Consider the following 25,591-nt stretch of genomic DNA (forward strand, 5'->3'; position numbering starts at 1 on the left):
AAGCCTTGTTCTGCCTCGGCGAGTTATCCACGCAGGGGCTCCCCGGCAAAGGGAGCCGAAAAGCGAGGCGCCAGGAAGCCGTAAATGGCGAAGGTAAGCGCCATCACGATGGTTGCACCGAGCACCGCCTCCATACCGGATGCATAGATGGCATAGGTGCTGTAAAGCATCGCCACGGTAACCACGAACGCGTTGAGCCTGAAGGTATGTTGGGGAACCGATGCCTTGCGCATCATGATCATCAGCGCCGAGAGCGCGAGAATATAGGGGATGACGTTGGTCACCACCGCAAGGTTGACCAGCACCGCAAACTGCTCGCCCAGGCTGGGTGATGCCGTGGACAACGCCATCAGGCTCTGCACCACGCCCATCACGATCATGCCGATGACCGGCGCCGTCATCTTGTTGGTCTTGGCGAAGAAGGTCGGGAACATGCGTCCCTCGGCAGCCGTCTTTGCCGTTTGCGCGATGGTGAACTGCCAACCCAGCAGTGAGCCCAGGCAGGCAAGAATGGCCAGCGCGCGGATGATCGCGCCCACGGTCGGGTTGAACATCTGCGAGTACGCCAGCGCGAACGGTCCGGTGGACTTGGCCAGCTCCGCATTGGGCACAATGCCCTGGATCACCGTGGTGGACAGGACGTAGATCACGGCAGCGCCCAGCGTGCCGAGCATGCATGCCATGGGCACGTCCCGCTTGGGATTCTCCACGGCATCGGAGTTCTGCGCCGCCGACTCCATGCCGAGGAAGGCCCACAATGTCAGTGCAATGCTCGAATCCATGCCCTTGAAGAAACTCAAGCCTTGAGGATTCCACGCGGCCGAAAAAGTCGATCCCTTGAACCAGAACCAGCCGATGATCGACAGGCCAGCCACCGGGACGATGACGCCCCATACGGTGATCGAGCCAATTTTGCCAGTGACACTCGGACCGCCGAAGTTCGCGAGCGTCGTCAACCAGATCAACCCGATCACGCTGATGCACGTGGACATGGGCGTCGACGACAGCCACGGGAAGAAGGCAGCGAGATAGCCCACCGCTGAGATGGCGATCGCCACGTTGCCGATGGCAAGCGACAGGAAGTACAGAAAGAACGTCAGGAAGTAACCGCCCTTTCCATACGCCTCTTCAGCGTAGGCCGCCATGCCGCCGGCGCGCTGACTGAGCAGCCCCGCCTGTGCGAAACCGTAGGCGATGGCCATGGAACCCAGCGCCGTGACAGCCCACGACGTCAACGAGATCGCACCGACCTGGGCCATGTTTGCCGGGAGCATGATGATGCCTGAGCCCATCATGTTGACCGCCACCAGGACGGTTAGCTGCATCATGCTCATCTTCTTCGTGCTGCCGTTCATCACCGCCTCCCAATTCCGAATTGCGGAGTTAGCGCGACCCGCCACGCAAGCACTCGCAGCCGACCGAAACGACCGGCAGTCGATCAATGAATTGCCCCGCCCCTGTGAAATGAATTCTCAAGCAACAAAAAACATCTTTAATCGATAGTGAGCCACCATCAATCAAATCAGCGTGAACCGTCGCAAATACTCGCGCTTAATCCTTTGGAAGGCTATATGGCCAAATACTTAGTTAATCATGAACCTGCCAACAACTCTGCAATGCCGTAATTACTGAATTAGAAATACCAAGTTTTCCTAGGTAGTTTTATTGGCTTCGACGCCGACGAAGCCTCCATGGGCGCCTGCTCTTTTTTATCCTGGCCTTGTTCTGGTTGATGATGTCCATAACGGCGGCAGTCATCACCGCAGTCGATAAGCCGAACATCAGAATGCCGTTGGCCGCCTCAAGCGGGCCGAGCATGCGCCAGCGCGGGGACATCACGACATCGCCATACCCCAGCGTGACGAAGTTGACCCCCGAGTGGTAGAGCGCCGTCTTGAAATCGTCGAACTCGCCAAGCAGCATGAACAGCGCCGCCCAGATCACGGTCTCGGCGAAGTAACCAAGCGTCAGCAGGAGCAGCACCGTGTACAGCAGCAATACGTTGCCCGTTGCCGTTTCCTTGCCCCTGTGGGAAAGCTTGTAGCGGGCATACTGACGCAGGCTGATGTTGAGGAAGAACGCCTGCAGCAGCAGGCAAACCAACATCACGGGGAGGCCGATCAATAGATTGAGCAACACGGGGACCTCCTCCGCGCATCGATGGCGGCAGGCAACGGTGAGGAGTGCGCGGCCGGGTCAGGTCTGCTTTGGCGCCGATGGTTCGTCGATCGGCGGCTGTTCCTCAACCCATTGCCAGAACAGCTGGTAGCCGACTGCAAGCGCCACCGGGCCGATGAACAGGCCGATGATCCCGCCCGTGACCATGCCGCCCAGTGCACCGATCAACACCACCGGCATCGGCACATCGACGCCGCGGCCCAGCAAGAGCGGCTTGAGTACGTTGTCGGCCAGGCCCGCAACAAAGACATAGACCGCAAACACGATGGTGCCGACACTGGCGCCTTCCGTGGCGAACACGTAGGCGATGGCCGGTATCGTGATCAGGGTGGCCGGGAGCTGCATGATGCCCAGCAACAGCACGGCGAGGGCCAGGAGGCCGGCGCCTGGAATACCTATCAGCACGAAGCCGACGCCAACCAGCAGCATCTGAATGAAGGCGATGCCGATCACGCCCTGGGCGACGGCCCGGATGGTGGCAGTGCACAGGTGAGTGATCTGCGGCCCTCGTCCCGAGCTGAAGATGCGCGAGGAAATCTTCACCGCGCTGCGTTCCCCGCTTTCACCGAAGGCCATGAGGATGCCGGCGATGATCAGGGCAGCGATGAACATCAGAAAACCCAGGCCGGCATTGGCAAGCTTGCCCAACGCCATAAGACTGAACTCCTTCAGTTGCGGCGCGAGCTTCTGTGCCAGGCCGGTCAGGTCGGTGGCTGCTTGCAACCAGAAGCCATAGAGAGGCTTTCCAATCAGCGGCCAGCTGGCCACCGACTCGGACGGCGAGGGAATGCGGACCTTACCCTCCTTGACCACGTCCAGCGCCTTTTCAACCGACTCGGTCATCGACGTGCCCAACAGGTAGACCGGCACCATCAGGATGACGACGGCGATCAACACGATCAGGGTTGCCGTGCGGCCATCGCGATTGCCCAGCCTCCCCCGCAGCCTGAGATGCAGGGGATAGAGGGTGATCGCGAGGATCACCGACCAGAGCATCAGGTGAAGGAAGGGACTGAAGATCTCGAAGCAAAAGATCACCAGCGCGGCGATCAGCCCGGCGCGGATCAGGACATCGAGCAGCCCGCGGGACAGGGCTCTCTCGTACATTGACTTGAGGTACATGGATGGGCACCTTCTACGACAGAGTTTTGACTTTTCCTGTGGACTGCAATTTCAACGCGAAACTCAGCGTTACTCGCTAGCTGGACCACTCGCCACGGGTAACGATGGATGGCGGCAACTCGGCCAAGGCCTCTGCCGGTCCCTCGAGTTGCCAGATGTGTACGCAGCAACTCCATCCGTAATCTTCGGAAACGTGGCTTAGTGCAGAGCGCCACCTTGCAAACCAGGCATCGACAGCAGCAACTTCGTCCCTGTCATCCACAACTACGATGATATTGGCTCTAGGCATGGCATCCGCCCCTTGTCGAATCTACATCTCATTCAAATGGCTTGGAGACTCATGTGCCGGTTTAATTTGCCGTGGGCGTTACGCTCAAAGCGGCTCCGGCCTTCGGATAGGTTTCACGCATAAGCAAAGCGATGGCGAAGGCGAGGCACACACCTATCAGAAGTGGCCTGGCTGCGTATTGCGCCATCGCCAATGATCCTGAAGCGATGCCGCCCTCCAGTCCCGCGCCTACCAGCAAACCTGGTCGACTGATCATGATGCCGCCTACAATGAACATGATGCCGTTGACGATAGCCGCCGACGTACCGATGTTTTCGTGGGGAACTACATCGGCTGCCGTGCTGAATGCCAGCATGTGCGCGGCGTTGCCGAGGCCGAACGCAAAGCAAAGCGCCATATCCAAGGCCATGTCCAGGGGAGGCGCATAGAGCAACAACGCGAGCGCAGCAATCTGAATCGCGATACCAACGAGCGTGGGCAACCTTCGCCGCTTCAAGCGATCGGAAATGGACGGCACGATGAAGCAGCCAGCGGCCAGCCCGAGCCACAAGAGCGAGGACGCCAGATTCGCAATGCCAGGATCGAGCCCGCGCAAGGTCATTAGCTTGGGCCCCCAGGCCACCCCCAAGGCCAGCATGACTCCGAAACACAACGCACCGAAGGCGGCAGCCACCCATACGTGCGGCACCTTTCCCACTTCAAGCAGCGAATGACAGACGCCAGTGAGAAATGACCCCGCCGTCTGCCCAGGCGCACTCGCTGCCGACGGGAAGTCGCGCAACCACAGCACAGCCACGACAAGCAACACGATGCCCATGCCGGCAATGCCGTTGAACAGAGGACGCCATGAGGACATGGAGAGCGCCCAGGTCAGAAGGTTCTGATTGAACGCGGAAAAGAGCGAGGCGGCGAACTGCACCAGGCCGAACATGAAACTGAACTTCGCCCAGCCAAACCATGTCCCCCCGATATAGCCAGCCCCCACGAAGCCAGTGCAAGCGCCAAAGGCGACACACACTTGCGAGAGCAACAACATGCCGAGGTTCTTCGAATTGGCAAAGACGAAAATGCCGAGGATGACCAGCACGATCGCAGGCAACAGCACTCTCCGGGCACCCAGGCGGTCCAGCAACGGGCCACTGAGGAACTGGCAGATCGCGAATACCCAGGTATACAGCGCCGCAATGAGGCCAACCTGGGCGATGGAAAGGCCCACGTCCTTTTGCACGCTCGTGTTGACGATGGAGTAGGCCGTCTGAAAGCTGAAGTAATAGACCACAAACGCCACCGCGATCAGCCACACGCCCCACGCCTTAGAGGCGCCCTGCCGGACATCGGGATCAGCACCGCCCATGGCCCTACTCCTTTGCCTCAGTGACCGCTACCCGGATAGGTTTCTTTCATCAGTAGACCCACGATGAGGGCCAATACACAGGCGATAATGAGCGGCAGGCTGGCGTACTGGGCCAGAGGTAACGATGCGGGCTGCAGCCCGGACTCGACGCCAAGTCCGATCCTCACGCCCGGCCGACTGATCAGCACGCCACCGAGAATGAACATGATGCCGTTGACGATGGCGGCCGAGGTTCCGATCTGCCTGGGTTGCACGACATCAGCGGCACTGCTGAAGGCCAACATATGCGCAGCATTCGCAAAGCCGAAGATGAAGCACATGGTCATTGCCATCGCCGTGCCGACATCCGGCAGATACACAAGTGCTAGTAGCGCCGCCAATTGGACAGCCGCACCAAGGATGATGGGAAGCTTGCGCCGCTTGATGACGTCGGACCAATGCGGAATGACGGCGCTGCCGATAGCCAGACCAAACCAAAGCAGCGAGGCACCAAATCCCGCGGCGCTCTCACTTAAGCGGTGCACCATCAAGAGCTTCGGCATCCAGACCACGCCGAGCGCAAGCATCGCACCGAACGATAGAGCGCCGCCCAGCGACGCCACCCAGACATGGCCGATCTTTGCCACCTCGGCCATGCTCTTGAGTACGCCGGTAAAGAAGCCACCCGAGCCATCGCCATCGTGGTGGACGACAGGTGTCGGATTCTTGATGTACAGCAGGCCGACAACGAACAGGACAATGCCAAAAACGCCGGTCGCATTAAAGAGCGCTCTCCAGGTCATGGAGTTCAGGGCAAGCCCGATCAGGTTCACTGAAAATGCTGACGTCAGTGCAGCGACCACTTGCACAAGGCCAAACATGAAGCTGAATTTCGCCATGCCGAACCATTGCCCGCCGATGTACCCCGCCCCCACGAAGCCCGTGCAGGATCCGATAGCCACCACGATCTGGGAAACCAGCAAGATGCCGTAGTTGTTTGCGTTGGCAAAGATGAAGATGCCAATCGTGACCAGCGCGATCGAAACCGGCAGTACGCGCCGCGAACCAATGCGATCGAGCAAAGCGCCGCCGAAGAATTGGAATATCGCGAAGACCCACGTGTAGACCGCCGCGATGGCGCCCACCTGGGCGATCGTTAACCCGACGTCCTTCTGCACGCTGGGGTTGACGATCGAGTAACCGGTCTGGAAGCTGAAGAGATAAACAACAAAGATGACCGATAACGTCCACACCCACCATGCCATGCCGCCGCCGAGTACGGCAGTGCCAGGCTGGCTTGGGGAATTAACCATAGTGGCGGACATGGCAGATCTCCTCTAATGAGATGGTCGTCAGCGCGCGAGGTCACGACTTCGCTTGCTCGTAGCGCAATTGACCGGCGACATAAGTGGCTTGCACGGCACGGTCATCGCCCAGCGTCATCTGGATGAACAGCGCCTCATGAATGTCCTTTGCAAATTGCATCCGATACTCGATGATCGGCGTCGACTTCATGTTGAGAACGACAATGTCGGCCTCCATGCCGGGGGCGATGCTGCCGACCTTGTCCTCGATATACATCGCGTGCGCCGTGCCCCGTGTCGCCAGGTAGTAGGCGTGGCCAGCTGTGAGCGCATGGTTGTTGAGTTGGGCCGCTTTATAGGCTTCGTTGAGCGTAAGCAGGATGGAGAACGATGTGCCTGCACCCAGGTCCGTTCCCAGGCCAACGCGTACCGGTCTGCGCTTGTCTGCAGCGCGGAATACATCCAGATAACCGCTCCCCAGGAAGAAATTCGAAGTCGGGCAATGCGAGATCGCCGATCCGGTCGCATGCATACAGTCCATCTCGTCATCGGTCAGATGGATGCCATGGCCGAAGACGGCACGCGGGCGGCAAAGCTTGTGATGGTCGTAAACGTCCAGGTAGCCCTTCCTATCAGGGAACAACTCCTTGACCCAGGCCACTTCGCTACGGTTCTCCGATACATGAGTCTGCATATAGCAATCGGGGAATTCGCTCCAGAGCGCGCCCGCTGATTCGAGCTGATCGGCGGTGCTGGTTGGGGCGAAGCGGGGGGTGATCGCATACATCAGGCGACCGCGCCCGTGCCACTTGCCGATCAGCGCCTTGGAGTCGTCATAGCCGCTTTGCGTGGTGTCGAGCAGATAGTCCGGCGCATTCCGGTTCATCAAGACCTTGCCCGCCGCAATGCGCATGCCAAGGCGCTCGGCCTCCTCGAAGAGCGCGTCGACAGACTGCGGGAATACAGTGCAATAGATACAGTTAGTCGTGATGCCGTTTTTCAGGCACTCATTCAGAAACACCTTGGCCACCGAAGCGGCAAAAGCCTTGTCGGCATACTTGCGTTCGGTCGGGAAGGTGTATTTGTTCAACCAGTCCAGCAGTTGCTCGCCAAACGCGGCGATCATGGGCGTCTGCGGAAAATGAACGTGACTATCGAGAAAGCCAGCCGAGATCAGCGAGTCGGGGCCATAGTTGCGCACGCTCAGTCCCACAGGAAGTTGACTCTCAATCTTGCTTGCCGGACCGAAATGGGTGATGCGGCCACCACCGAAAGCAACGATCGCATCCGATTCATAGACCATGGTGCTTTCAAGGCCGTCCTGGAACGGATCTCCCTTGAAGGTAAGTGTCGGCCCTCTGATCGCACTGGTGGGAACGCTCTGGACCGTTGACATGATGCGTCTCCTGCGCAGCTATCACGCTGCGGTTAGAAGTGGCATTTCAATAACAGACTGACGGCCTGCTGATTCGTATCGAATGCCGACGAGCTGGGTATCTGGTATTTGCTCCACCACCAGTCCACTTCCAATCCCGCGTAGAGCTTCTTCGGTTCGCCCCAATACTCGCCAATGTCCAAGGTGAACTGCGGATTGAGATGGAAGCTCCAATGTTTGTCGCCGATGCCGGGGATCCAGTCGAAGAAGCCGTCAACCAGGAAGTGAGCGCGGCCCACCTCAAACGGGTAACTCGCAACCATCGTGACTTGCATCTCATGGAAGCCGCGCCTCGCGCCCTTGGTCAGATCGTCTCGACCGTAGATATTCAATTGCACGTAGTTGAACTTGCCCAGGCCACCCAGGATGCCGGCGGCCCTCACATCCAGATCGAAGCCGATGCCCAGAAGTGCGGCTTCAGCCAGATCCGGATCCTCGCCACGCTCGTACTGCGCAGCAAGCAAAACGTCCTTGACCTCAAACAAACTGTGCTTGAACAGGTTGAAGGAGATGTCCTCATCAAAGATCTTTCCAAAGCTCAAGCGTGGACCGACTTCGCCGTACCACGTGGATTCACTGCCCGCGCCGCCGTGATATTTGGTGGCATCCACAAACAGGAACATGTCGCCTATCCTGGAGGCATGGGCGTGCTCAAGGGTGAAGGTGGATTGTTCTTTTGGATCGACCTCAAACCCATATCCATAGGGCAGCAGGGATACGCTGCTATCCGTCCAAAGAAAGAATCCTGAGTCTGCCGGCGCAACCGGCGCTTCCTGATCTGAGGTTACCCCTGACCCCTGAGCGGAGATCGGGCAAGAGAAAATGCCCAGCGCCGTCATCGCAACCAGCGCGACTCGATGCACGACGTTACAAGTCATGGCGGTCCTGCCAAACATGATATGGGCCTTTCCGGATCAAGAAGCCCCAACGGCAAAGACAAGGCCGTGACTCACCAGGTAAAGACACAAAGTACGCCACATCCCCCAAGAGACGTCACGCCGTAAAGCCTGATGGTGATGTCGTTTGCTGTAAATAAGACTATCAGCGTTCAACGAGCGTGAATACGCAATGCGCTGCTTTGAATATAAACACTACGTAAGAGAAAATACGTAGCTTGCTCCCCCATAAGCTTCATCAGCGAAATCGGGCACTACCACCGTGCATCGTCGACAACATCGCTGATGACACAACGCGATGTTGCGACTCGTTGCGAAGGCACCCAGACTGTACCTACACCGCGGCAACGAGGTGCCATATCTGCAAGAGCTCGTGACCCCCATTGATGGCGAATTGCACGCCGATGCATACCAACAGAAAGCCCATCACGCGAGTCAGCGCATCCACGCCGCTTTGCCCAAGCAGCCGCAGGATGGTCGTGGCGCCGCGAAGGCAGGCCCAGAACTCCAACGTAAAGAGCACCGCTACCGTGATGACAGCCAGGTGCACCGAATAGGAATAACTGCGCGTAGGGATGGTCGAGGCAGCACTGATGATGAAGGCGATGGTGCCGGGCCCCGTGGTACACGGCATCGTCAAAGGGACGAATGAGATATCGCGGAACTTCGTCGTTGGGGTGGCAGCGGAAAATTCCTCTTGAATCCCCTGCTCCGTCATCCGTTCCGGCGGAAACAGCATGCCGAAGCCGATATACGAAACAATCAAACCGCCGGCCAGCCGCAACCCGGGGATAGAAATCCCGAAGAGACGCATGACAATGCTGCCTGCATAGAAACAGACCAGAAGGACGATGAATACGTAAATGGCGGCACGCAAGACCTGCCGATTGCGCTCTGCGTCCGGGTAGCGCGCGGTCAGCGCCAACAGCACCGTTGCACTGGTCACCGGATTGGCGATGGTCGTCAGGCCCAACAGTCCCACTGCGACGTCATTCAGAAAGGCGGGCATGTCTGGCTATCTAAGCGGGCGAATTTTAGGCCTGTCTTATCCACCTATGCCGATGATGGTAGCGTGACCGGCGAGCCTCATAAAACAACGAAAGAATCGCCACTCCCAAGGCCGGATGGCAGACGCGACCATGTCATTTTCATTCTGGGTGGAATCCCGCCGCGCATCAGCCAAGGCATCTCTACTCAAATAACTTGCGTGTTTCCACCTAATCATTCTATTAAATTTATGGGCGACGTATTTTCTTCCTACTTTATTAACTACAATTCAGCGACCATTGCATGAGCGTGGTGAGACCAAACTAGCAAGCGACTATCGGCGAATCGAAGATCGCCTCCTTTGATAAGACACCAACGTGAGGGAACTCCCATGATCAAGTTTCCGCAGCTATGCGTACTAGGTGTGGCACTCCTGGCGGCAGGGTGTGTCTCTCAGCAGAAATATGATGAGTCGCAGCAGAAGAATGCGGAGCTGGAGGCGCAATACCAGCAGCTCAATGCGAGCATGGGGAGCGAAATTCAGTCCCGCGACGTGCGCATCTCGCGCATGCAGGATGCCATCAAGGTTTCGCTCAACGATCAGCTGCTGTTTCCATCAGGCGGCTGGGAGATATCAGAGCAGGCCAAGACCAGCATTGCCAAGGTCGCCAAGATCCTTGCCCCTCATCAGAAGAACAAGATCAACGTGAGCGGCTACACCGATAGCACGCCCATTGGTCCGGAACTGGCGAAGCAAGGCATCACGACCAATCAGATCCTGTCGCAGAAGCGCGCGGACAATGTGCAGCAATTCATGATCTCGCAGGGCGTCAATCCAAGCCTGGTATCGGCCAAGGGCTATGGCGAGGAGAATCCCGTAGCGTCCAACGACACCGCCGAGGGCAAGGCTCAGAATCGTCGCGTGGAGCTCACCGTAGCGAGCCCCGGCACGAGCAACTGAATCGACGCAGATATCGAACTTGACGGGCGCGGCCAAATGGACCGCGCCCGTCGCCTGTTGCCCACCTTCACATACGCGCCGGCGTGAATCGTTCGCTTGCGTCATCACCATGACCCAAGGATCGGGTGATGCTCGCGACGTCCTACCCGCCTGCCGCACCCTTACCCCTGCGGGGTGACGGTGACCGCCAAAGCCTCGGCATAAGTGATGCGCACCATGTCGCCGACTTTCAGCTTTGAGAGTCGGGCCTGGCGTGCGGGATCCTTCACCTCGATGATACGGGTCTTGCCATCAGCCCCGGTAAGCGTGACGGTATGCTTCTTCAGGTCGACCGCCGTGAGTTTCGCGGTCACCGTCACCGCCTGCTCGGCCGTACCACCCGGTTTGTTGCTTTTCTCATCCCGCGTAATGTCGCCTTCAACCTCGGTGCCCGCTTGCGCACTGTCGGCCGGAAGCAACTCAAGCGCAACGGCATGTTGGTACGTCATGGTGATCTTGTCGCCGACTTTGACCTGGTCGAACCGCGTGGCGGCCGGCCCCACCGCTACCGTGTCTTCTTTGCCAGCGGCCGTTCGAAGCGTGACCAGGCGTTTTTGATAATCGATCTGCGTCACCGTAGCCGTCACGGTCTCCGTGTCGTTGGCCAGCTCGTGTGCCGTCGCGGTCACCGGCGGCGCTGTGGAGGTCTGCGCATAGACCGACAGGAAAGGTGTGCCTGCCGCTACGACGGCTAGAAGCAAGCAACGTGGGAAGTCGAAGGCGCTCATATCACATCTCTCTGTCAGCGACGAATCAAGGCGTACATGCCATGAGAGCATCCCGTTTCGGGGCTGCTCTGCCCTTTTCATCCAATCACGCAGCACGCCACCCCGCCCCATGCCTGCAGTGCGCATAGACTCCTACAAGCATCGGCTGTGATGCATGAGATCTCCAGTGGCTAATTACCGATTATTTCTGTGTAGAAATACGCAGGCCTAAAATGCACACGCAAGAGTTTGCTAATTGCCCACGATCTAATTAGCGCGTAGATCTACTTATGCCTTTAGTGCTGCAAGTTTTTGCTGTGAATTCCCAATTAGTTGCGCCAATATGTATTGTCGATTAGAGCGATGAGGGGTCATCATGAGTGGCCGTTCCGGTTCTCTTTTTGCTCGCGCCACCCTCGCGCTAGGGCTCGTTTTAACCTCCGGTGCTGCCTCATTGTTCGCGATGCCGGCGTTCGCACAGTCAGAAGACTATTGGGACGGAAACTGGCACGGCAGCATCACGCCGTACGGCTGGCTTCCCGGCGTGTCCGGCGAAACCCGATACCAGCTTCCCAGTGGCCCGGATGTCACCGTCAAAAACAAGAGAGACCCCTTGAGCAGCCTCAGTGGCGCCCTGCTGCTCGAAGGCGATATTCGCAAGGGGAACTGGGGCATGTTCGGCGACATCGACTGGATCAAATTCTCAAACGAGAAGGGGCGCTTCACCTCGATTGGAGGCGAACGCTTCGGAGCCGACGCCGGCCTGGATACGCGCTGGGGAATGAAGGGCGGCCTGATTACGCTGGCCGGGCTGTATACGCTTGGGCACGGCACGCTTGGTTATGCCGACCTGCTCTTCGGCGCGCGCTATGTGTGGTTGAAAGGCAACATCAGCTGGAACCTCAACGTGGTCAACAACCAGGATGCCTTGATCCTGCAAGGTAGTGGCCACCTGCATAATCAGACGCATGCCGGTAACGCGATTATCGGCGTACGAGGTCGCTGGACGCCGTTCGCTGACTCGGGCTGGTACTTTCCGTACTACGCCGACGTCGGCACGGGCGACTCCGACAACACCTACCAATTGAACGTCGGCGTGGGCTACGCATTCCACTGGGGCGATATCGCCATCAGCTATCGCGATATCAAATATGAGCAAGGCGGCAGTGACAAGTTTCTCAAAGAGGCAAGGATCAGTGGGCCAAGTTTCAACTACACCTGGCACTTCTGAAATCCGGGTTGGCCAGGGCTTTTCTCTGGCGGACTCGCCGGCAGGCATCGATGCGTCGATGCCACGGTGCCCAATCGGCTTGGAACGGCGACGCCTGGGGAACGAAACGCGATCTAACGGTTAACGAGCGTCAAGCAAAGGGCGAACAGTGCTGCTGAATCTCCCGGCGCGAGGGCGGTGTCGAACACGCCCACGCCAGGGTGACAGGTCCCGGTTGCAAGGATCGATGTTCGCTTGGACTCCTCGTTCATTGAGGCTGTAGCAGGGAGATGTGCCACCATGACAGAGAACACTTCATTTCAGACGAGCGACAAGCCGTCATTGCGCGTGCTGCTGGCAGATGCAGATCAGGGCATAGCCGAGGAAGTGGCGGGCTTATTGGCTCCGATTGTTGGATCCTTCGAAATCACCCACGACGGAATCTCCCTGGTCAAGCGCGCGCTCACCGGCGCCATCGACCTGGTCGTTTCCGATATCACGTTGCCGCTGCTCAGCGGGTTGCAGGCATTGCAGCAGTTGCGCGAGAGAGGATCCACCGTACCCTTCATCGTTCTTTCTGCGCATGGTGAGCCAGCCGTCACGCGCGAGGCCCTGCTCTCTGGTTGCAATGGCTACGTCATCAAGCAACTGGCCAGCGAGGAACTTTGCAGAGCGGTGGAAGCGGTTGCGCATGGCTACCAGTACCTGAGCCCAAGCGCCCTCACCGCCATCATGCTCGCGCCGCCACCCACTCACCGACTGTCGCGCCGACAGGGACAGATCATCAACTGCGTCGCCGATGGATTCCGTACGTCGGAGATCGCTTCTTCGCTGGGCATATCGCCCCGCACGGTGGAAAGCCATCGACAGGCATTGCTGCGTCTGTTCGGCGTTCACAACAGCATCGCGCTTATTCGTGAGGCGGAGAAGCAAGGTCTCGTGCGACAAGGGATGGCCCGACGCATGGCAGAAGTGTCCATGGATCCTGCATTGAGTTGAGCCGCGATGGGTGCGTGTCACTTCGCCTGCATGACGTCTCTGGCATCGAGACAGGGAGCGCTGATGTGAAGCTGTTCATCGTGCCGGGAGCTTGCACTGTGGCCCTGATGCTTGGTTGCTCAACGGTGAGCGTCAGCAATCAGTGGCGGAATCCCTCTTTTGCGGGACCGCCGCTATCCAACGTGCTCGTCGTTGGCATTACCCGTAGTGACACGATGAAGCGCGTGTTCGAGGACGTGTTCTCCCAAGAACTGCAGAGCGCAGGCATCCGTGCAGAACGCAGCTATGCCCGGCTTCCGCAAGGCGCCACATCGCTGAATCTCAATGATCTGAAGACCACGGGAATCGATGGCGTCCTCACCACGCGCGTCGAGCGCGTCGAGCAAAAGATCAATGTGACACCGGGCGGCCCGAGCTACGGAGGTTTCTATGGTTGGTATGGATCAGCCTGGGCATCCACCCCCGATGTACATCAATACGAGGTGGTCACCCTCGAGACCAGCGTGTGGGACGTCAGGAGCGAGAAGCTCGTATGGACGGTGACTACGCAAGGCGTGCGAACGAATGATCTCACTCAGGCCACCAGGGACCTGGCCGCCACTCTGATACCGAAACTGAAAAGCGAAGGTGTCCTTCGCTGACCTCTCGCGGGCGCCCCGAGATGGCAGCCCGGTAACGGGATCGGACCCTCTTGACTGGACCTGGGTCCAGCTGCGCTATGATGAACACTTCATGCGCACACGCCTTCACATCAGCCGCCGTCACCGCGTCCTTTGGACCGGGGTGGTGCTGTTTTGTCTGTTGTTCCAGCAGCTCGCCATGGCTGCCTATGTCTGCACGCTGCCCACCAGGCCGGCCGACACGGTGATGACGGGCGATTGCGCGGCCATGGGCACGGGCTCCATGGAGAAAGCCTCTTTCCAACACCAAAGTCCGGATGCACGTTGCGCCGAACACTGTGCCGGCAACGCGACTTCGGCACATGATGTTCGCCTGCCAGCCGTTCCGCCACTGTTGTTGCCCATGGCATCCCCGATGCTGCTGGGAACCATCGCGCATGCGCCCGAGCAGGCGCCCATGCCTGATGCCGCACTGCTTCGTCCCGATCCGCCGCCGACACTGCGGTTCTGCTCCCTGTTGATCTAGCCCTCGATCGCTAACCACTCGGCGGCCATGCCTGCGTGCATGGCTCGTACGGTTTTGTGATCGGAGCTAGCAATGTTTTCGCATCGAATTCTGACGCGTGCCTGCACGGCGCGCTTTTGGCTGTGCCTTTTATCGGTCGCCACAGGTCTGTTGGCATCTTCAGCCTGGGCGGACGATACCGCCTCGACCCTGACGTTGGACGCAGCAACCCGGCGCGCCATGGCGCAGGCGCCGCTTCTTCAGGCACGTCTTGCCCAGCAGGACGCCGCCCGCGAAGAAGCTGGGCGCGCCGGCGCCCTCCCCGACCCCCAGCTGACCGTTGGCATCGACAACCTGGCCATCCAAGGCCCGGGGGCCTTCACGGCCGGCGGCGACACCATGACCATGCGCACCGTCGGGCTTTCCCAGGCGCTGCCGTCTCGGGCCAAGCGCCAGGCGCAGCGCGACGTCGCGCAAGCGAATGTCGAACAAGCCGCGTCCACCTCGGCGATGACCCGGCTCGCCATCGAGCAACAAGTCGCCGTCGCCTGGATCGGCGCATGGGGGGCTCACCGTGAACTCCAGATGTTGCAAGCCATGCGACGTGAGTGGGCGATCGATGTCGTGGTGGCCCAAGCGCGATTGCGCGGAGGCAACGGCTCTGCTGCCGATGTACTGGCCATGCGCAATGAAGCGCTCGATCTGGAAAACCGCATCGACGACGCCAACTCGCGCGAAGCCCAGGCTCGAGCGGCATTGGCGCGATGGCTGGGCACGCCGGTCAACGAACCACTGGCCGACGCACCCGACTTCACCGTGCTCCCACACGACGAATCCTCCTTGCTGTCCAACCTGGACCATCAAGGCAACCTCCTCGGCTGGCCTGCTCGCGAACACGCCGCCGAAGCCGCCCTGGAGGCTGCCAAGGCCGAGAAGCATCCCGAGTGGAGCGTGGGATTCAACTATGGCTCTCGTGTGCGCGGCCTGTCCGACATGGTGTCGCTCCAGGTCGGGGTGAGCCTGCCTTTGTTCACGCGCAATCGGCAAGACCGCGGCATCAGCGGGCGTGCTGCAGACCTCGATGCAGTTCGAGCCGAACGCGATGACGCGCGGCGGCAACAGGCCGAGGCTGTGCAGGCAGCCTGGGCGCAATGGGATGCACTGGGCCGGCAAGTGCGTCGACATCTCAGCCAGCTACTGCCGCAAGCCAACGATCGCGCGGCGCTGGCCCTGGCGGCCTATCGCGGTGGCGGCGATATCCAACCCTTGCTGGATGCGCGCCGCGACGAAATCTCTCACCACACCGACTTTGCTCGCATGCTGACCGACTACGGCCGTGCCTGGGCAGCCTTGACCCACCTTCTTCCCGAGGGGGACACCCCATGAAACGTGCTGTCCTGATCTCATTCATTCTCGCGGCACTGCTCGTTACTGCGATCATCGCCTACTGGGCAGGCCGCCACGGCAATGCTCCGGCGGAATCTTCCGCAGCCACAGGATCCGCTACACCGGTGGCGCGTACCAAGGTCCTGTATTGGTACGACCCGATGACGCCCGAGCAGCATTCCGACAAACCGGGATTGTCGTCGATGGGTATGCAAATGGTGCCCAAATATGCCGATGCAGGAATGGACACGAACACCATCCGCATTGATTCGGCGACAGTGCAGAACCTGGGCATGCGCACGGCGACCGTGGAGCGTCGTGCGCTCCCTGCGACGATTCAAGTGCCCGGAACCATCAGCTGGGATCTGCGCCAGGCGACCGTCGTCAGTGCTCGCGTGGACGGAGTCATCAGCAAGCTGTACGTACGCGCTCCGTATGCGAACGTGGCTGCCGGTGCGCCGCTAGCCAGCTTGCTCGCCCCGCAGTGGAGCAGCGCGGTGGCCGAATCGCAGGCCTTGCAACATGTGCAATCGGCAGAGGCCAGAGCCTTGCGCGGCGCCTCGCAACAGCGACTGCAGGCACTGGGCTTGTCACCAGCAGACAGCGGCGCCCTCGGGAGCAGCGGCCAGATCACCCTGCATGCGCCGCAAGCAGGCGTGATCAGTACGCTCGATGTGCGCGAGGGGCAACGCGTCAACGCCGGGCAGACCCTGATGACGATCAACGGGCTATCCACGGTGTGGGTCGAAGCGGCGTTGCCGCAGGCGGTTGCCGGGATGATGCGCGCGGATACACCGGTCAACGTTCACGTCGACGCCCTGCCAGGCCAAGTGTTCCACGGCCATGTGGAAACGCTGCTGCCCGATATCGACATGGCTACCCGCACGCAACGTGCACGCATCGTGCTTGCCAATCCGGACGGCGCGTTGAGTCCCGGCATGTTCGCCACCGTGCAGTTCGACCCATGGCCAGGGGAGGCCTTTCCAGTGGTGCCGGACGATGCATTGATCGCCACGGGTGATCACACGCGGGTGATCGTCGCCAACGACCGCGGTCGCTTCCGCGCCGTCGCGATTCGCACCGGACGCTCGGCGGGCGGCTACACCGAAGTCCTGGACGGCCTCGCTGGCGGCGAGAAGGTGGTGGTGTCCGGCCAGTTCCTGATCGACTCGGAAGCCAGCCTGTCGGGGGCGCTCGATCGCTTGAACGATCCTGGTGCGAATCCTGCTCCTGCGAGCAGCGCGTCGATGCCGGGCATGCCGATGTCAGGAGATCGTCCATGATCGCGACGCTCATCCGCACCGCGATCGCGCATCGCGCCCTGGTGTTGCTGGCTGCCCTGGTGCTGGCGGTGGCCGGCGCGTTCGCTGCTATGCATACGCCGATCGATGCCCTGCCCGATCTGTCTGACACCCAGGTGATCCTCCGCACGAACTGGCCAGGCCAGTCGCCCCAGGTGGTGGAAGATCAGGTCACCTATCCGCTGGCCACGACCATGCTATCGGTGCCTGGCGCCAAGACGGTCCGCGGCTACTCGTTCTTCGGCGACTCATACGTCTACGTGTTGTTCGATGACAGCACGGATCTCTACTGGGCACGCTCGCGCGTGCTGGAGTACTTGAGCCAGGTACGCGATCGCTTGCCCGCTGGCGTCAACCCCTCGCTGGGCCCGGATGCCACCGGGCTGGGCTGGATCTACGAGTACGCACTGATCGACCGCACGGGACAGCACGATATCGGCCAGCTACGCGCATTGCAGGATTGGTTTGTGCGCTATCAGCTCAAGACCGTTCCCGATGTGGCCGAAGTGGCAAGCCTCGGTGGCATGGAGCAAGCATGGCAAGTCGTGCCCGATCCGCAAGCGCTGGCCGCGCGCAACCTCACGATCACGCAGTTGGTCGAAGCCATTCGCGCTGCCAACGGCGCGAACGGTGGTTCCGTCATCGAGCAAGGCGAAGCTGAATTCATGGTGCGCAGCGAAGGTTACCTGCGCAACCGTGAGGACTTCGAGCGTGTGCCCATTGCCACCAACTCCGGTGGTGTGCCGGTACTGCTGCGCGATGTCGCAAAAGTGCAGCGCGGACCCGGCTTTCGACGTGGCATCACTGAACTGGACGGCCAGGGTGAAGTCGCCGGCGGCGTTGTTGTATTGCGCACGGGAAAGAATGCGAAGACCGCGATCGCCGCCGTCAAAGTCAAGCTTGCCGAACTTAAACGCAGTCTACCGGCCGGCGTGGAAGTTGTGCCGACCTATGATCGCTCCGAGCTGATCGATGCGGCCGTCGATAACCTCTGGGGCAAGTTGCTCGAGGAGTTCCTGGTCGTCGCCCTGGTCTGCGCGTTGTTCCTGGGGCATTTGCGCTCCGCCCTGGTGGCGGTGATCACGCTGCCGCTCGGTGTGCTGGTTGCGTTTGTGGTGATGCATTTGCAAGGTGTGTCGGCCAACCTGATGTCACTCGGAGGTATCGCCATTGCCATCGGTGCGATGGTCGACGCAGCCGTGGTAATGATTGAAAACACCCATAAGCATCTGGAGCATTGGCGTGATGCGCACGATGGGCGGGAACCGCAAGGCGCTGCACGCTGGTCACTAGTGGCGGAGTCGGCTGTCGAAGTGGGGCCCGCGCTGTTCGTGAGCCTCCTGATCATCGCGCTGTCGTTCGTACCGGTGTTTGCACTGCAAGGCCAGGAAGGCAAGCTGTTCAAGCCGCTTGCGTTCACCAAGACCTACGCCATGGCGGCGGCCGCCGGCCTCGCCGTTACCCTGGTGCCCGTGTTGACGGGATACCTCGTGCGCGGCCGCATCCGCGCCGAGCGCGACAATCCGCTCAATCGAGGCCTCATCGCACTTTATCGCCCCATCCTGGAAGCCGTGCTGCGATATCCGAAGTCGACACTGGTGGCGGCCGCCATCCTGCTACTCAGCGCCGCGATTCCCATCAACCAGCTGGGTAGCGAATTCATGCCTCCGATGGACGAAGGCACGCTGCTGTATATGCCCACTGCACTGCCGAGCCTGTCTGCCGGCAAGGCGGCGCAGCTGCTGCAGCTCACGGATCGCATGATCAAGACCGTGCCCGAGGTGGATCACGTGTTTGGCAAGGCCGGACGCGCCGAGACCGCCACCGATCCTGCACCACTGGAGATGTTCGAAACCACCATCACGTTCAAGCCGAAGAACGCTTGGCGGCCAGGCATGACCATGGACAAGCTCAAGATCGAGCTGGACAAGGCCGTGCGCGTACCAGGTTTGACGAATTTGTTTGTACCGCCAATCCGCAACCGTATCGACATGCTGGCCACCGGCATCAAGAGTCCAATCGGCATCAAAGTGCTTGGAGCCGATCCAGCCGTATTGCAAACCGTGGCCGACCAGATCGAAGCCGTGGCCAAGAAAGCGCCCGGGGTCAGCTCAGCCATTGGCGAGCGCGCCGAGGGTGGCCGCTATGTCAACGTGCACATTCGTCCCGATGATGCGGCCCGCTACGGACTAACCCAACAGCAGGTACAGGAGCTGATCGCAACACTGGTGGGCGGAGATCCCATCGGGCAGACCATCCAGGGGCGAGAGCGCTATCCGATCGTGGTCCGCTATCAACGCATCGCGCGTGATTCGGTCGCGGCATTGCGGCAGTTGCCGATCGCCACTGCCAGCGGCGCGCAACTGGTCCTCAGTCAAGTCGCCGACATCAGCTTGGACATGGGGCCCCCGATGCTCAAGAGCGAGAACGGTCAGCTGGCCACGTACGTCTACGTCGATACCACGGATCGGGATCTTGGCGCTGTCGTTGCCAACCTGCAGCGGGTCGTGGCACAGCAAGTGACCTTGCCGCCAGGCATCACGGTGGCATGGTCGGGACAGTTCGAGTATCTGGCCAGCGCGACGGAGCGACTGAAGCTTGTGGTGCCCATCGCGCTGCTGATCATCTTCGGACTGATCTATGCCGTATTTCATCGAGCCAGCGAAGCCCTGATGATCATGATGAGCGTGCCGCTGGCCCTCGTCGGCGGGCTGTGGCTAGTCCTGCTACTCGGGCACGCCGTGTCGGTGGCGACCATGATCGGCTTTATCGCCCTGGCCGGTGTTGCCGCCGAGTTTGGCGTGGTGATGCTGCTGTATCTGCGTCACGCCTGGGAGCAGCACCTCGCGCTCGATCCGCATGCCGGACCGGCCGAACTCGACAACGCGATTCGCGAAGGAGCCGTGCAGCGCGTGCGGCCGAAAGCGATGACCGTCGCCGTCATCCTTGCCGGTCTTTTCCCCATACTGCTCGGCCATGGCGCCGGCTCCGAAGTCATGCAGCGCATCGCTGCCCCCATGGTAGGCGGCATGCTCACCGCACCGCTGCTATCCATGCTTGTCATCCCGGCCGCGTTTCGCCTTCTGGTCCTGCATCGACTGCGCAAGACCAGCCAGGCGACCGTCGCACTCGCTCCCGACCAAGGAACCACTCGATGAAAAAACACCTGTCCGCCTTCGCCATCCTGGGCGCACTGGCTGCAGCGCCCGGCTTCGCCCTAGCGCAAGCAATGGACCCGAGCATGCCCGGCATGCAGCACGATGCCCACACTACCGATGCGCACGGAACCGGTGTCGTCAAGGCGATCGACACGGCCAGGAACACCGTCACATTGCAGCATCAGGCGATCGCCTCCGCCGGCTGGCCAGCGATGACGATGGCGTTCAAAGTGGCCTCGCCGGATCTGCTGAAGGCCATCAAGGTCGGCGACAAAGTGCAGTTCTCACTGCATCCGGCAGGTATGGACAGCACGGTAACGGCGATCAAGCCTGTTCAGCCCTGACCCGACGGCGCCGAACGCACGGCATCGGCTCAATGGCAGCAGGAACCTTCCTGCTGCTTCGGCGGACAAGGCGCCGTGCCGTAGGAACAGAAGACACAACAGTCGCCAGCTTTGGGGCGCACGACCTCGCCACAACCTGGGCAGTCGTAGAAAAACCAGCAATAGTTGGTGGGCATCGTCTCCTGCGAACGATGCCCGCACAGCGGACAGGTCACCGTACTTTGCAGGATGAGTGTCCGTTTTGAATCCATGGTCATGACCCGGATGAAACCGGGCCCGAGCGGAACTGCGGCCATGCCGAGGCCAGCACGTCCATCCCGGTCCGCACAAAGAGCAACGCCAGCAGTGCGCCAAAAACCAGGTCAAGCCACGCCCAGCCCGTCCAGGCGATCACGGCTGTCGTCAACAAAACACCGGTGTTGCCGATCACGTCATTGCGCGAGCACAGCCAGACCGAGCGCATATTGATGTCGTCGCTGCGGAACCGCGTCAGCAGCAAGAGGCAGGTCGCGTTGGCCACAAGCGCCACACCTGCCGCGATGGCCATAACGGCTGGCAATGGCTCGGCGCCGGCGATCAGTTTGTGCACGACCTGGGCAAGCACGGCAGCAGCGAAAGCGAGCTGGACGCATCCCTTGACGAGAGCGGCCCCAGCGCGGGCACGCAGCGAGCGCCCCAGTACGATCAGACTCAGCCCATAGACCAGGGCATCGCCCAGGCTGTCCAGCGAATCGCCCTGCAGGGCGGTCGAGTCCGCCAAGAAGCCCGCACCGAACTCGCCCACAAAGATCGCCACATTGATGGCCAGAACGAGCCACAGGATCCGACGCTGCGCTGCCGATCGGGCAAGCGCTTTTCCGGTGGATTCGCAGTCACAGCAGGCCATGGTCTAGTGCTCCCTGAAACAATGGCCTAGGCTAAAGTCCGTAGCTGCTACGGAGTCAAGCCATGCGCATCAGCGACCTGGCCAAACGAACGGGTTGTCACCTTGAGACGGTGYGGTACTACGAGCGCATTGGCCTGCTGCCGAAGCCTGATCGTTCGATCGCCGGCTATCGCCAATACGGTGAGACGGATGTCGAGCGACTCCAATTCATCGTGCGCAGCCGGGCGCTGGGCTTTCATCTGGATGAAATCAAGAGTCTGCTGACACTGGCCTCTGAGTCCACCTTGTCGTGCCAGGAAGTCGACGCCCTTGCCCGCAACCACCTGGCTCAAGTCCAAGCCAAACAGCAGGAGCTGGCGGCGCTCGCCAAGGAGCTGCATCGCATGATCGATACATGCCACAAGGACACCCGCGAGACATGCACGATTCTGCGCGGCCTGTCTGGATCGCAAAGAACAGCAGCATGATCAACAACGCGCCACTGCTGGGCGGCTGCCAGACCGTGGAGATCGACGTTGTTGCCGACCCGTGTCGGCTTTCATGTCTCCAATGCCGCAGGCAGCTTCTTGGGAACCAAGGCATCGCGGCGCTGTGCGATTGCCCATGAAGCCGACATCGTCTCCCGTCCCGCAAGAAAACTTGAACGCCGCCGCCCAGGGCACTGCACGGGAAGTGGGCGCCGCCTTCCTCAAGCTCGGCCTGACCTCATTTGGCGGACCGATCGCGCACCTGGGTTACTTTCGCAGGGAATTTGTCGAGCGGCGACGCTGGCTGGATGAAGAACATTTTGGCCAGCTCTTGGCGTTGTGCCAATTTCTGCCGGGGCCGGCGAGCAGTCAGCTGGGGTTCTCCCTGGGCTTGTTGCGCGCCGGCTGGCTGGGCGCGATCGCCGCCTTCATCGCCTTCACCTTGCCATCGGCGCTGTTGCTGTTCGCGTTCGCCGCATTGAGCGATCGCCTTGCCAGCCCGCTCGGCCAGGGCGTGATTCACGGTCTCAAGCTGGTGGCCGTGGCGGTCGTTGCGCAAGGCGTGCTCGGCATGGCGCGAACCCTCACGCCGGACCGTCCCCGCGCTTTGATGGCCGCGCTCGCTGCCGCCTTGATTGCCGTCAGTGCCAGTTCGGCGATGCAGTTGCTGGTGGTTGCCGGCGGTGCAGCGCTGGGACCATGGCTGTGCCGCAACGTGACGGCACGACAGGGGGAGACGTTCTCGTTGCATTACGGCCGCCGCCTCGGCACGACACTGCTTTGCGCCTATGCCGTCTTGCTGCTCGCCGCGTTGACCATCGCACCCGGCTTGCCGCCGCTTGGCCAGGTTGCGGGAGCGTTCTATCGAACCGGCGCCCTGGTGTTTGGCGGCGGGCATGTCGTGCTGCCGCTGTTGAAGCAGGCCGTCGTGGATCCGGGATGGGTCACCAACGATACCTTCCTGGCCGGATACGGTGCCGCGCAAGCCGTGCCCGGCCCGATGTTCACTCTGTCTGCATTCCTGGGCGAACGGATGCAAGGCGGCTACGGCGGCATGCTCGGAGCCGTGGTCAGTTTGCTGGCCATCTTCCTCCCCGGACTATTGATGGTCTCGGGCAGCCTGCCTTTTTGGCGGGCACTTGCTGCGCGCGATCAAACGGCGCGCATGCTCGCCGGCGTTAACGCTGCCGTGGTGGGCCTGTTGGCCGCTGCGCTGTACAACCCGGTGTGGGTGAGTGCGGTGCGCGATGCAGAAGACTTTGCCATCGCCTTGATCGCTTTTGCGCTGCTGGTTGCGGCTCGATGGTCTCCGCTGGGAGTCGTCGCCTGGTGCGTCGTGGCCTCTGTGCTGCGAACACTATGGATGTGATCGGGCCGATCCGGGGATCTCGACACGAGCGATCGAGGCCTTATGCCGTGCGCTTTCTGGTGCGCGCTTGGGTGCCGGTGGATTTGACCGCGGGCGGGCGCGCGCAGGACTGTCCTGTCGCGCTACAGCAATTCTCGGTGAGATAGCCCACCAGGTCGTTCATGACGTCAAGAACCGGCGAGTAGTAGATGAACCGCCCATCCTGCCGGCTCGTGATCAGCCCTGCATGGACGAGCTCCTTCAAGTGGAACGAGAGCGTGGCGTTGGCCAGCCCCAGCCGCTCGGCGATCGCACTGGCTGCCAGGCCATCGGGTGCGTGCTCCACGAGCAGGCGATACACGGCCAACCGCGACTCTTGGGCGAGTGCGGACAGGACGGTGATGGCTTGTTTGGTCTGCATGGCGTGCCGGAAGCTCGGTCAGGAACCTTCCAAGTGTAAGAGCAATGGCAGTGTCGTTGAGTACTCAGGCCGCGTCAGCCTCGTACCAGCGCTTGCTCACGGTCACGATCCGAACCACGGAGAGCATCACGGGCACTTCAATCAGGACGCCCACCACGGTGGCCAATGCGGCGCCGGAGTGCACGCCAAACAGGCCCACCGCCGTGGCCACGGCAAGTTCAAAGAAGTTGCTTGCCCCGATCAGCGCCGATGGCGCCGCAACACAGTGCGGCACACCGAGCTTCCGATTAAGCAGGTACGCGAGGCCGGAGTTGAAATACACCTGGATCAGAATCGGCGCCGCAAGCATCGCGATGATCAGCGGCTGGGCGAGAATCTGTTGCCCCTGGAAGCCAAAAAGCAACACCAAGGTCAACAGCAACGCGCTCAGCGAGATCGGCCCCAGCCTGGCCAGCAATCGCTCAAGCGCGTCCTGCCCGCCATGCGCCAGTACAGCGCGACGCAGGACGACGCTGATCAGCACCGGCACAACGATATAGAGCATCACCGATAGCATCAGCGTATGCCACGGCACCGTAATCGCCGAGATGCCGAGCAGCAGTCCCACGATCGGCGCAAACGCAAACACCATGATGGCGTCGTTCACCGCGACCTGGCTCAAGGTGAAATTGGGCTCGCCACCGCACAGGTTGCTCCATACGAAGACCATCGCCGTGCACGGCGCCGCGGCAAGCAAGATCAGGCCCGCCACATAGGAATCAAGCTGATCCGCAGGCAGCCATGCCGCGAACACGTGCCGAATGAAAATCCAGCCCAGCAAGGCCATCGAGAAAGGCTTGACCGCCCAGTTGATGAAGAGCGTCACGCCAATGCCTTTCCATTGGCGACGCACACCCGCCATCGCGCTGAAGTCGATCTTCAGCAGCATGGGGATGATCATCAGCCAGATCAGCCCCGCCACCGGCAGGTTGACCTTGGCCACTTCCATGCGGCCCAGCGCTTCGAACGTACCGGGCAACACATGACCGAGCAAGGTGCCTGCCACGATGCACAGCGCCACCCACAAGGTCAGGTAACGCTCGAAGAAACCGATGCGGGCCACCTCCGCCTGCGGCGCGACATCCATGGCAGTGGTCGCCTCGGTCATGCGACATCCTCGTTGTCGTCTTCACCGGTCAGCGCACCGATACCATCGAGCGCCCACTTGAGGTCTTCCTGACTCATCGTCTCGACAGGCAGGCTCAACAACGCCATGAGGCGATAAGTGATCAGCATATGTGCCTTGCGGAAGGCTTCATTGATGGCCACGGGACTGCCCTTGACCGCCGCCGGATCGGGCAGCCCCCAGTGCGAACGCACGAAATCGCCAAACAACACCGGGCACGGCTCGTTCGCTGCGCTATCACAGACGGTGATCACGATATCCAGCGGCGGCGCGTCTTCGCCGACGAATCGGTCCCACGACTTGCTGCTCAGCCCCTCGATAGGAATGCCCGCCGTCGCCAGCTCCTCCAGCGCATAGGCATTGACCTGACCCGTCGGCTTGCTGCCAGCGCTATACGCCTCGAACCGCCCTTTACCCAGGTGATTGAGGGTGGCTTCGGACAAGATGCTGCGGGCCGAATTGCCAGTACAGATAAAGAGAACGCGACAAGGATGCATGGTGCCTGGTACCCAGGGTGGCAGTGACGGTTG

The 25,591-nt window shown here is 60.7% G+C and carries 25 protein-coding genes; 11 read left to right on the forward strand and 14 right to left on the reverse strand.

What is annotated here, in order from left to right; genetic code table 11:
• Positions 1 to 23 precede the first annotated feature (23 nt).
• The 8 genes from potE to AC1DKY_RS10435 all read right to left on the reverse strand — a co-directional run bounded on the left by potE (position 24) and on the right by AC1DKY_RS10435 (position 9,566).
• Positions 24 to 1,355, reverse strand: coding sequence for a putrescine-ornithine antiporter (potE, locus tag AC1DKY_RS10400; protein WP_441603933.1), 1,332 nt, complete (start codon positions 1,353 to 1,355; stop codon positions 24 to 26).
• Positions 1,356 to 1,662: 307 nt separating this feature from the next.
• Positions 1,663 to 2,139 carry an ion channel gene (locus AC1DKY_RS10405; protein ID WP_441603934.1) on the reverse strand — a complete coding sequence of 159 codons (477 nt, stop codon included), beginning with the start codon at positions 2,137 to 2,139 and terminating at the stop codon, positions 1,663 to 1,665.
• A gap of 57 nt (positions 2,140 to 2,196) precedes the next feature.
• Positions 2,197 to 3,300 carry an AI-2E family transporter gene (locus AC1DKY_RS10410; RefSeq protein WP_441603935.1) on the reverse strand — a complete coding sequence of 368 codons (1,104 nt, stop codon included), beginning with the start codon at positions 3,298 to 3,300 and terminating at the stop codon, positions 2,197 to 2,199.
• 350 nt (positions 3,301 to 3,650) lie between these two features.
• Positions 3,651 to 4,943: an MFS transporter gene (locus tag AC1DKY_RS10415; RefSeq protein ID WP_441603936.1), complete on the reverse strand. Its 1,293-nt coding sequence runs from the start codon at positions 4,941 to 4,943 to the stop codon at positions 3,651 to 3,653.
• A gap of 17 nt (positions 4,944 to 4,960) precedes the next feature.
• Positions 4,961 to 6,247 (reverse strand): MFS transporter, encoded by a 1,287-nt coding sequence (locus AC1DKY_RS10420; protein ID WP_441603937.1) that lies wholly within the window; start codon positions 6,245 to 6,247, stop codon positions 4,961 to 4,963.
• Positions 6,248 to 6,287: 40 nt separating this feature from the next.
• The gene (gene guaD, locus AC1DKY_RS10425) at positions 6,288 to 7,622 is read right to left on the reverse strand and encodes a guanine deaminase (RefSeq protein ID WP_441603938.1); all 1,335 of its coding nucleotides are present in this window, start codon (positions 7,620 to 7,622) and stop codon (positions 6,288 to 6,290) included.
• 32 nt (positions 7,623 to 7,654) lie between these two features.
• Complete coding sequence (locus tag AC1DKY_RS10430) at positions 7,655 to 8,539, reverse strand: outer membrane protein OmpK (RefSeq protein WP_477179916.1); 885 nt, start codon at positions 8,537 to 8,539, stop codon at positions 7,655 to 7,657.
• 352 nt (positions 8,540 to 8,891) lie between these two features.
• Complete coding sequence (locus AC1DKY_RS10435; protein ID WP_441603940.1) at positions 8,892 to 9,566, reverse strand: MarC family NAAT transporter; 675 nt, start codon at positions 9,564 to 9,566, stop codon at positions 8,892 to 8,894.
• Between the two features lie 369 nt (positions 9,567 to 9,935).
• Between AC1DKY_RS10435 and AC1DKY_RS10440 the strand changes: the two genes are divergently transcribed.
• Complete coding sequence (locus AC1DKY_RS10440) at positions 9,936 to 10,505, forward strand: OmpA/MotB family protein (RefSeq protein ID WP_441603941.1); 570 nt, start codon at positions 9,936 to 9,938, stop codon at positions 10,503 to 10,505.
• A 161-nt stretch (positions 10,506 to 10,666) separates the two neighbouring features.
• Here AC1DKY_RS10440 and AC1DKY_RS10445 read toward each other — a convergent pair whose 3' ends face one another.
• The gene (locus tag AC1DKY_RS10445) at positions 10,667 to 11,272 is read right to left on the reverse strand and encodes a hypothetical protein (RefSeq protein WP_441603942.1); all 606 of its coding nucleotides are present in this window, start codon (positions 11,270 to 11,272) and stop codon (positions 10,667 to 10,669) included.
• Between the two features lie 355 nt (positions 11,273 to 11,627).
• Here AC1DKY_RS10445 and AC1DKY_RS10450 point away from each other — a divergent pair, with 355 nt between their 5' ends.
• The 8 genes from AC1DKY_RS10450 to AC1DKY_RS10485 all read left to right on the forward strand — a co-directional run bounded on the left by AC1DKY_RS10450 (position 11,628) and on the right by AC1DKY_RS10485 (position 20,774).
• A complete protein-coding gene (locus tag AC1DKY_RS10450) occupies positions 11,628 to 12,482 on the forward strand; it encodes a hypothetical protein (RefSeq protein WP_441603943.1) in 855 nt (284 codons plus the stop codon).
• A gap of 279 nt (positions 12,483 to 12,761) precedes the next feature.
• Positions 12,762 to 13,460 carry a response regulator gene (locus AC1DKY_RS10455; protein WP_441603944.1) on the forward strand — a complete coding sequence of 233 codons (699 nt, stop codon included), beginning with the start codon at positions 12,762 to 12,764 and terminating at the stop codon, positions 13,458 to 13,460.
• Between the two features lie 65 nt (positions 13,461 to 13,525).
• Entirely contained in the window at positions 13,526 to 14,101 is a 576-nt protein-coding gene (locus AC1DKY_RS10460; protein ID WP_441603945.1) for a DUF4136 domain-containing protein, read from the forward strand.
• 91 nt (positions 14,102 to 14,192) lie between these two features.
• Positions 14,193 to 14,606, forward strand: coding sequence for a hypothetical protein (locus AC1DKY_RS10465; protein WP_441603946.1), 414 nt, complete (start codon positions 14,193 to 14,195; stop codon positions 14,604 to 14,606).
• Between the two features lie 219 nt (positions 14,607 to 14,825).
• A complete protein-coding gene (locus tag AC1DKY_RS10470; protein ID WP_477179372.1) occupies positions 14,826 to 15,971 on the forward strand; it encodes a TolC family protein in 1,146 nt (381 codons plus the stop codon).
• Positions 15,968 to 17,254, forward strand: coding sequence for an efflux RND transporter periplasmic adaptor subunit (locus tag AC1DKY_RS10475; RefSeq protein ID WP_441603948.1), 1,287 nt, complete (start codon positions 15,968 to 15,970; stop codon positions 17,252 to 17,254). The genes AC1DKY_RS10470 and AC1DKY_RS10475 overlap by 4 nt, the downstream gene beginning before the upstream one ends.
• Positions 17,251 to 20,430: an efflux RND transporter permease subunit gene (locus tag AC1DKY_RS10480; protein WP_441603949.1), complete on the forward strand. Its 3,180-nt coding sequence runs from the start codon at positions 17,251 to 17,253 to the stop codon at positions 20,428 to 20,430. The genes AC1DKY_RS10475 and AC1DKY_RS10480 overlap by 4 nt, the downstream gene beginning before the upstream one ends.
• Positions 20,427 to 20,774 carry a copper-binding protein gene (locus AC1DKY_RS10485; RefSeq protein ID WP_441603950.1) on the forward strand — a complete coding sequence of 116 codons (348 nt, stop codon included), beginning with the start codon at positions 20,427 to 20,429 and terminating at the stop codon, positions 20,772 to 20,774. The genes AC1DKY_RS10480 and AC1DKY_RS10485 overlap by 4 nt, the downstream gene beginning before the upstream one ends.
• Before the next feature lie 29 nt (positions 20,775 to 20,803).
• On the opposite strand, the gene AC1DKY_RS10490 is transcribed toward AC1DKY_RS10485, so the two are convergent.
• Both AC1DKY_RS10490 and AC1DKY_RS10495 read right to left on the reverse strand, forming a co-directional pair.
• A complete protein-coding gene (locus tag AC1DKY_RS10490) occupies positions 20,804 to 21,070 on the reverse strand; it encodes a GDCCVxC domain-containing (seleno)protein (protein WP_477179373.1) in 267 nt (88 codons plus the stop codon).
• The gene (locus AC1DKY_RS10495; RefSeq protein WP_441603951.1) at positions 21,028 to 21,660 is read right to left on the reverse strand and encodes a cation efflux transmembrane domain-containing protein; all 633 of its coding nucleotides are present in this window, start codon (positions 21,658 to 21,660) and stop codon (positions 21,028 to 21,030) included. The genes AC1DKY_RS10490 and AC1DKY_RS10495 overlap by 43 nt, the downstream gene beginning before the upstream one ends.
• Positions 21,661 to 21,722: 62 nt before the next feature.
• Between AC1DKY_RS10495 and AC1DKY_RS10500 the strand changes: the two genes are divergently transcribed.
• Together AC1DKY_RS10500 and chrA are read left to right on the forward strand one after the other, a co-directional pair.
• Entirely contained in the window at positions 21,723 to 22,127 is a 405-nt protein-coding gene (locus AC1DKY_RS10500) for a MerR family transcriptional regulator (RefSeq protein ID WP_477179917.1), read from the forward strand.
• 172 nt (positions 22,128 to 22,299) lie between these two features.
• The gene (chrA, locus tag AC1DKY_RS10505; protein WP_477179918.1) at positions 22,300 to 23,496 is read left to right on the forward strand and encodes a chromate efflux transporter; all 1,197 of its coding nucleotides are present in this window, start codon (positions 22,300 to 22,302) and stop codon (positions 23,494 to 23,496) included.
• 40 nt (positions 23,497 to 23,536) lie between these two features.
• Here the strand turns inward: chrA and AC1DKY_RS10510 are convergent, their stop codons facing one another.
• The 3 genes from AC1DKY_RS10510 to AC1DKY_RS10520 all read right to left on the reverse strand — a co-directional run bounded on the left by AC1DKY_RS10510 (position 23,537) and on the right by AC1DKY_RS10520 (position 25,558).
• Positions 23,537 to 23,896 carry an ArsR/SmtB family transcription factor gene (locus AC1DKY_RS10510; RefSeq protein ID WP_441603954.1) on the reverse strand — a complete coding sequence of 120 codons (360 nt, stop codon included), beginning with the start codon at positions 23,894 to 23,896 and terminating at the stop codon, positions 23,537 to 23,539.
• A 64-nt stretch (positions 23,897 to 23,960) separates the two neighbouring features.
• Positions 23,961 to 25,043, reverse strand: coding sequence for an ACR3 family arsenite efflux transporter (arsB, locus tag AC1DKY_RS10515; RefSeq protein WP_441603955.1), 1,083 nt, complete (start codon positions 25,041 to 25,043; stop codon positions 23,961 to 23,963).
• Positions 25,040 to 25,558, reverse strand: a complete 519-nt coding sequence (locus AC1DKY_RS10520; RefSeq protein ID WP_441603956.1) for an arsenate reductase ArsC — start codon at positions 25,556 to 25,558, stop codon at positions 25,040 to 25,042. The genes arsB and AC1DKY_RS10520 overlap by 4 nt, the downstream gene beginning before the upstream one ends.
• Between the last annotated feature and the right edge of the window lie 33 nt (positions 25,559 to 25,591).

The sequence above is a fragment of the Dyella sp. 01N448 genome (assembly GCF_056399225.1).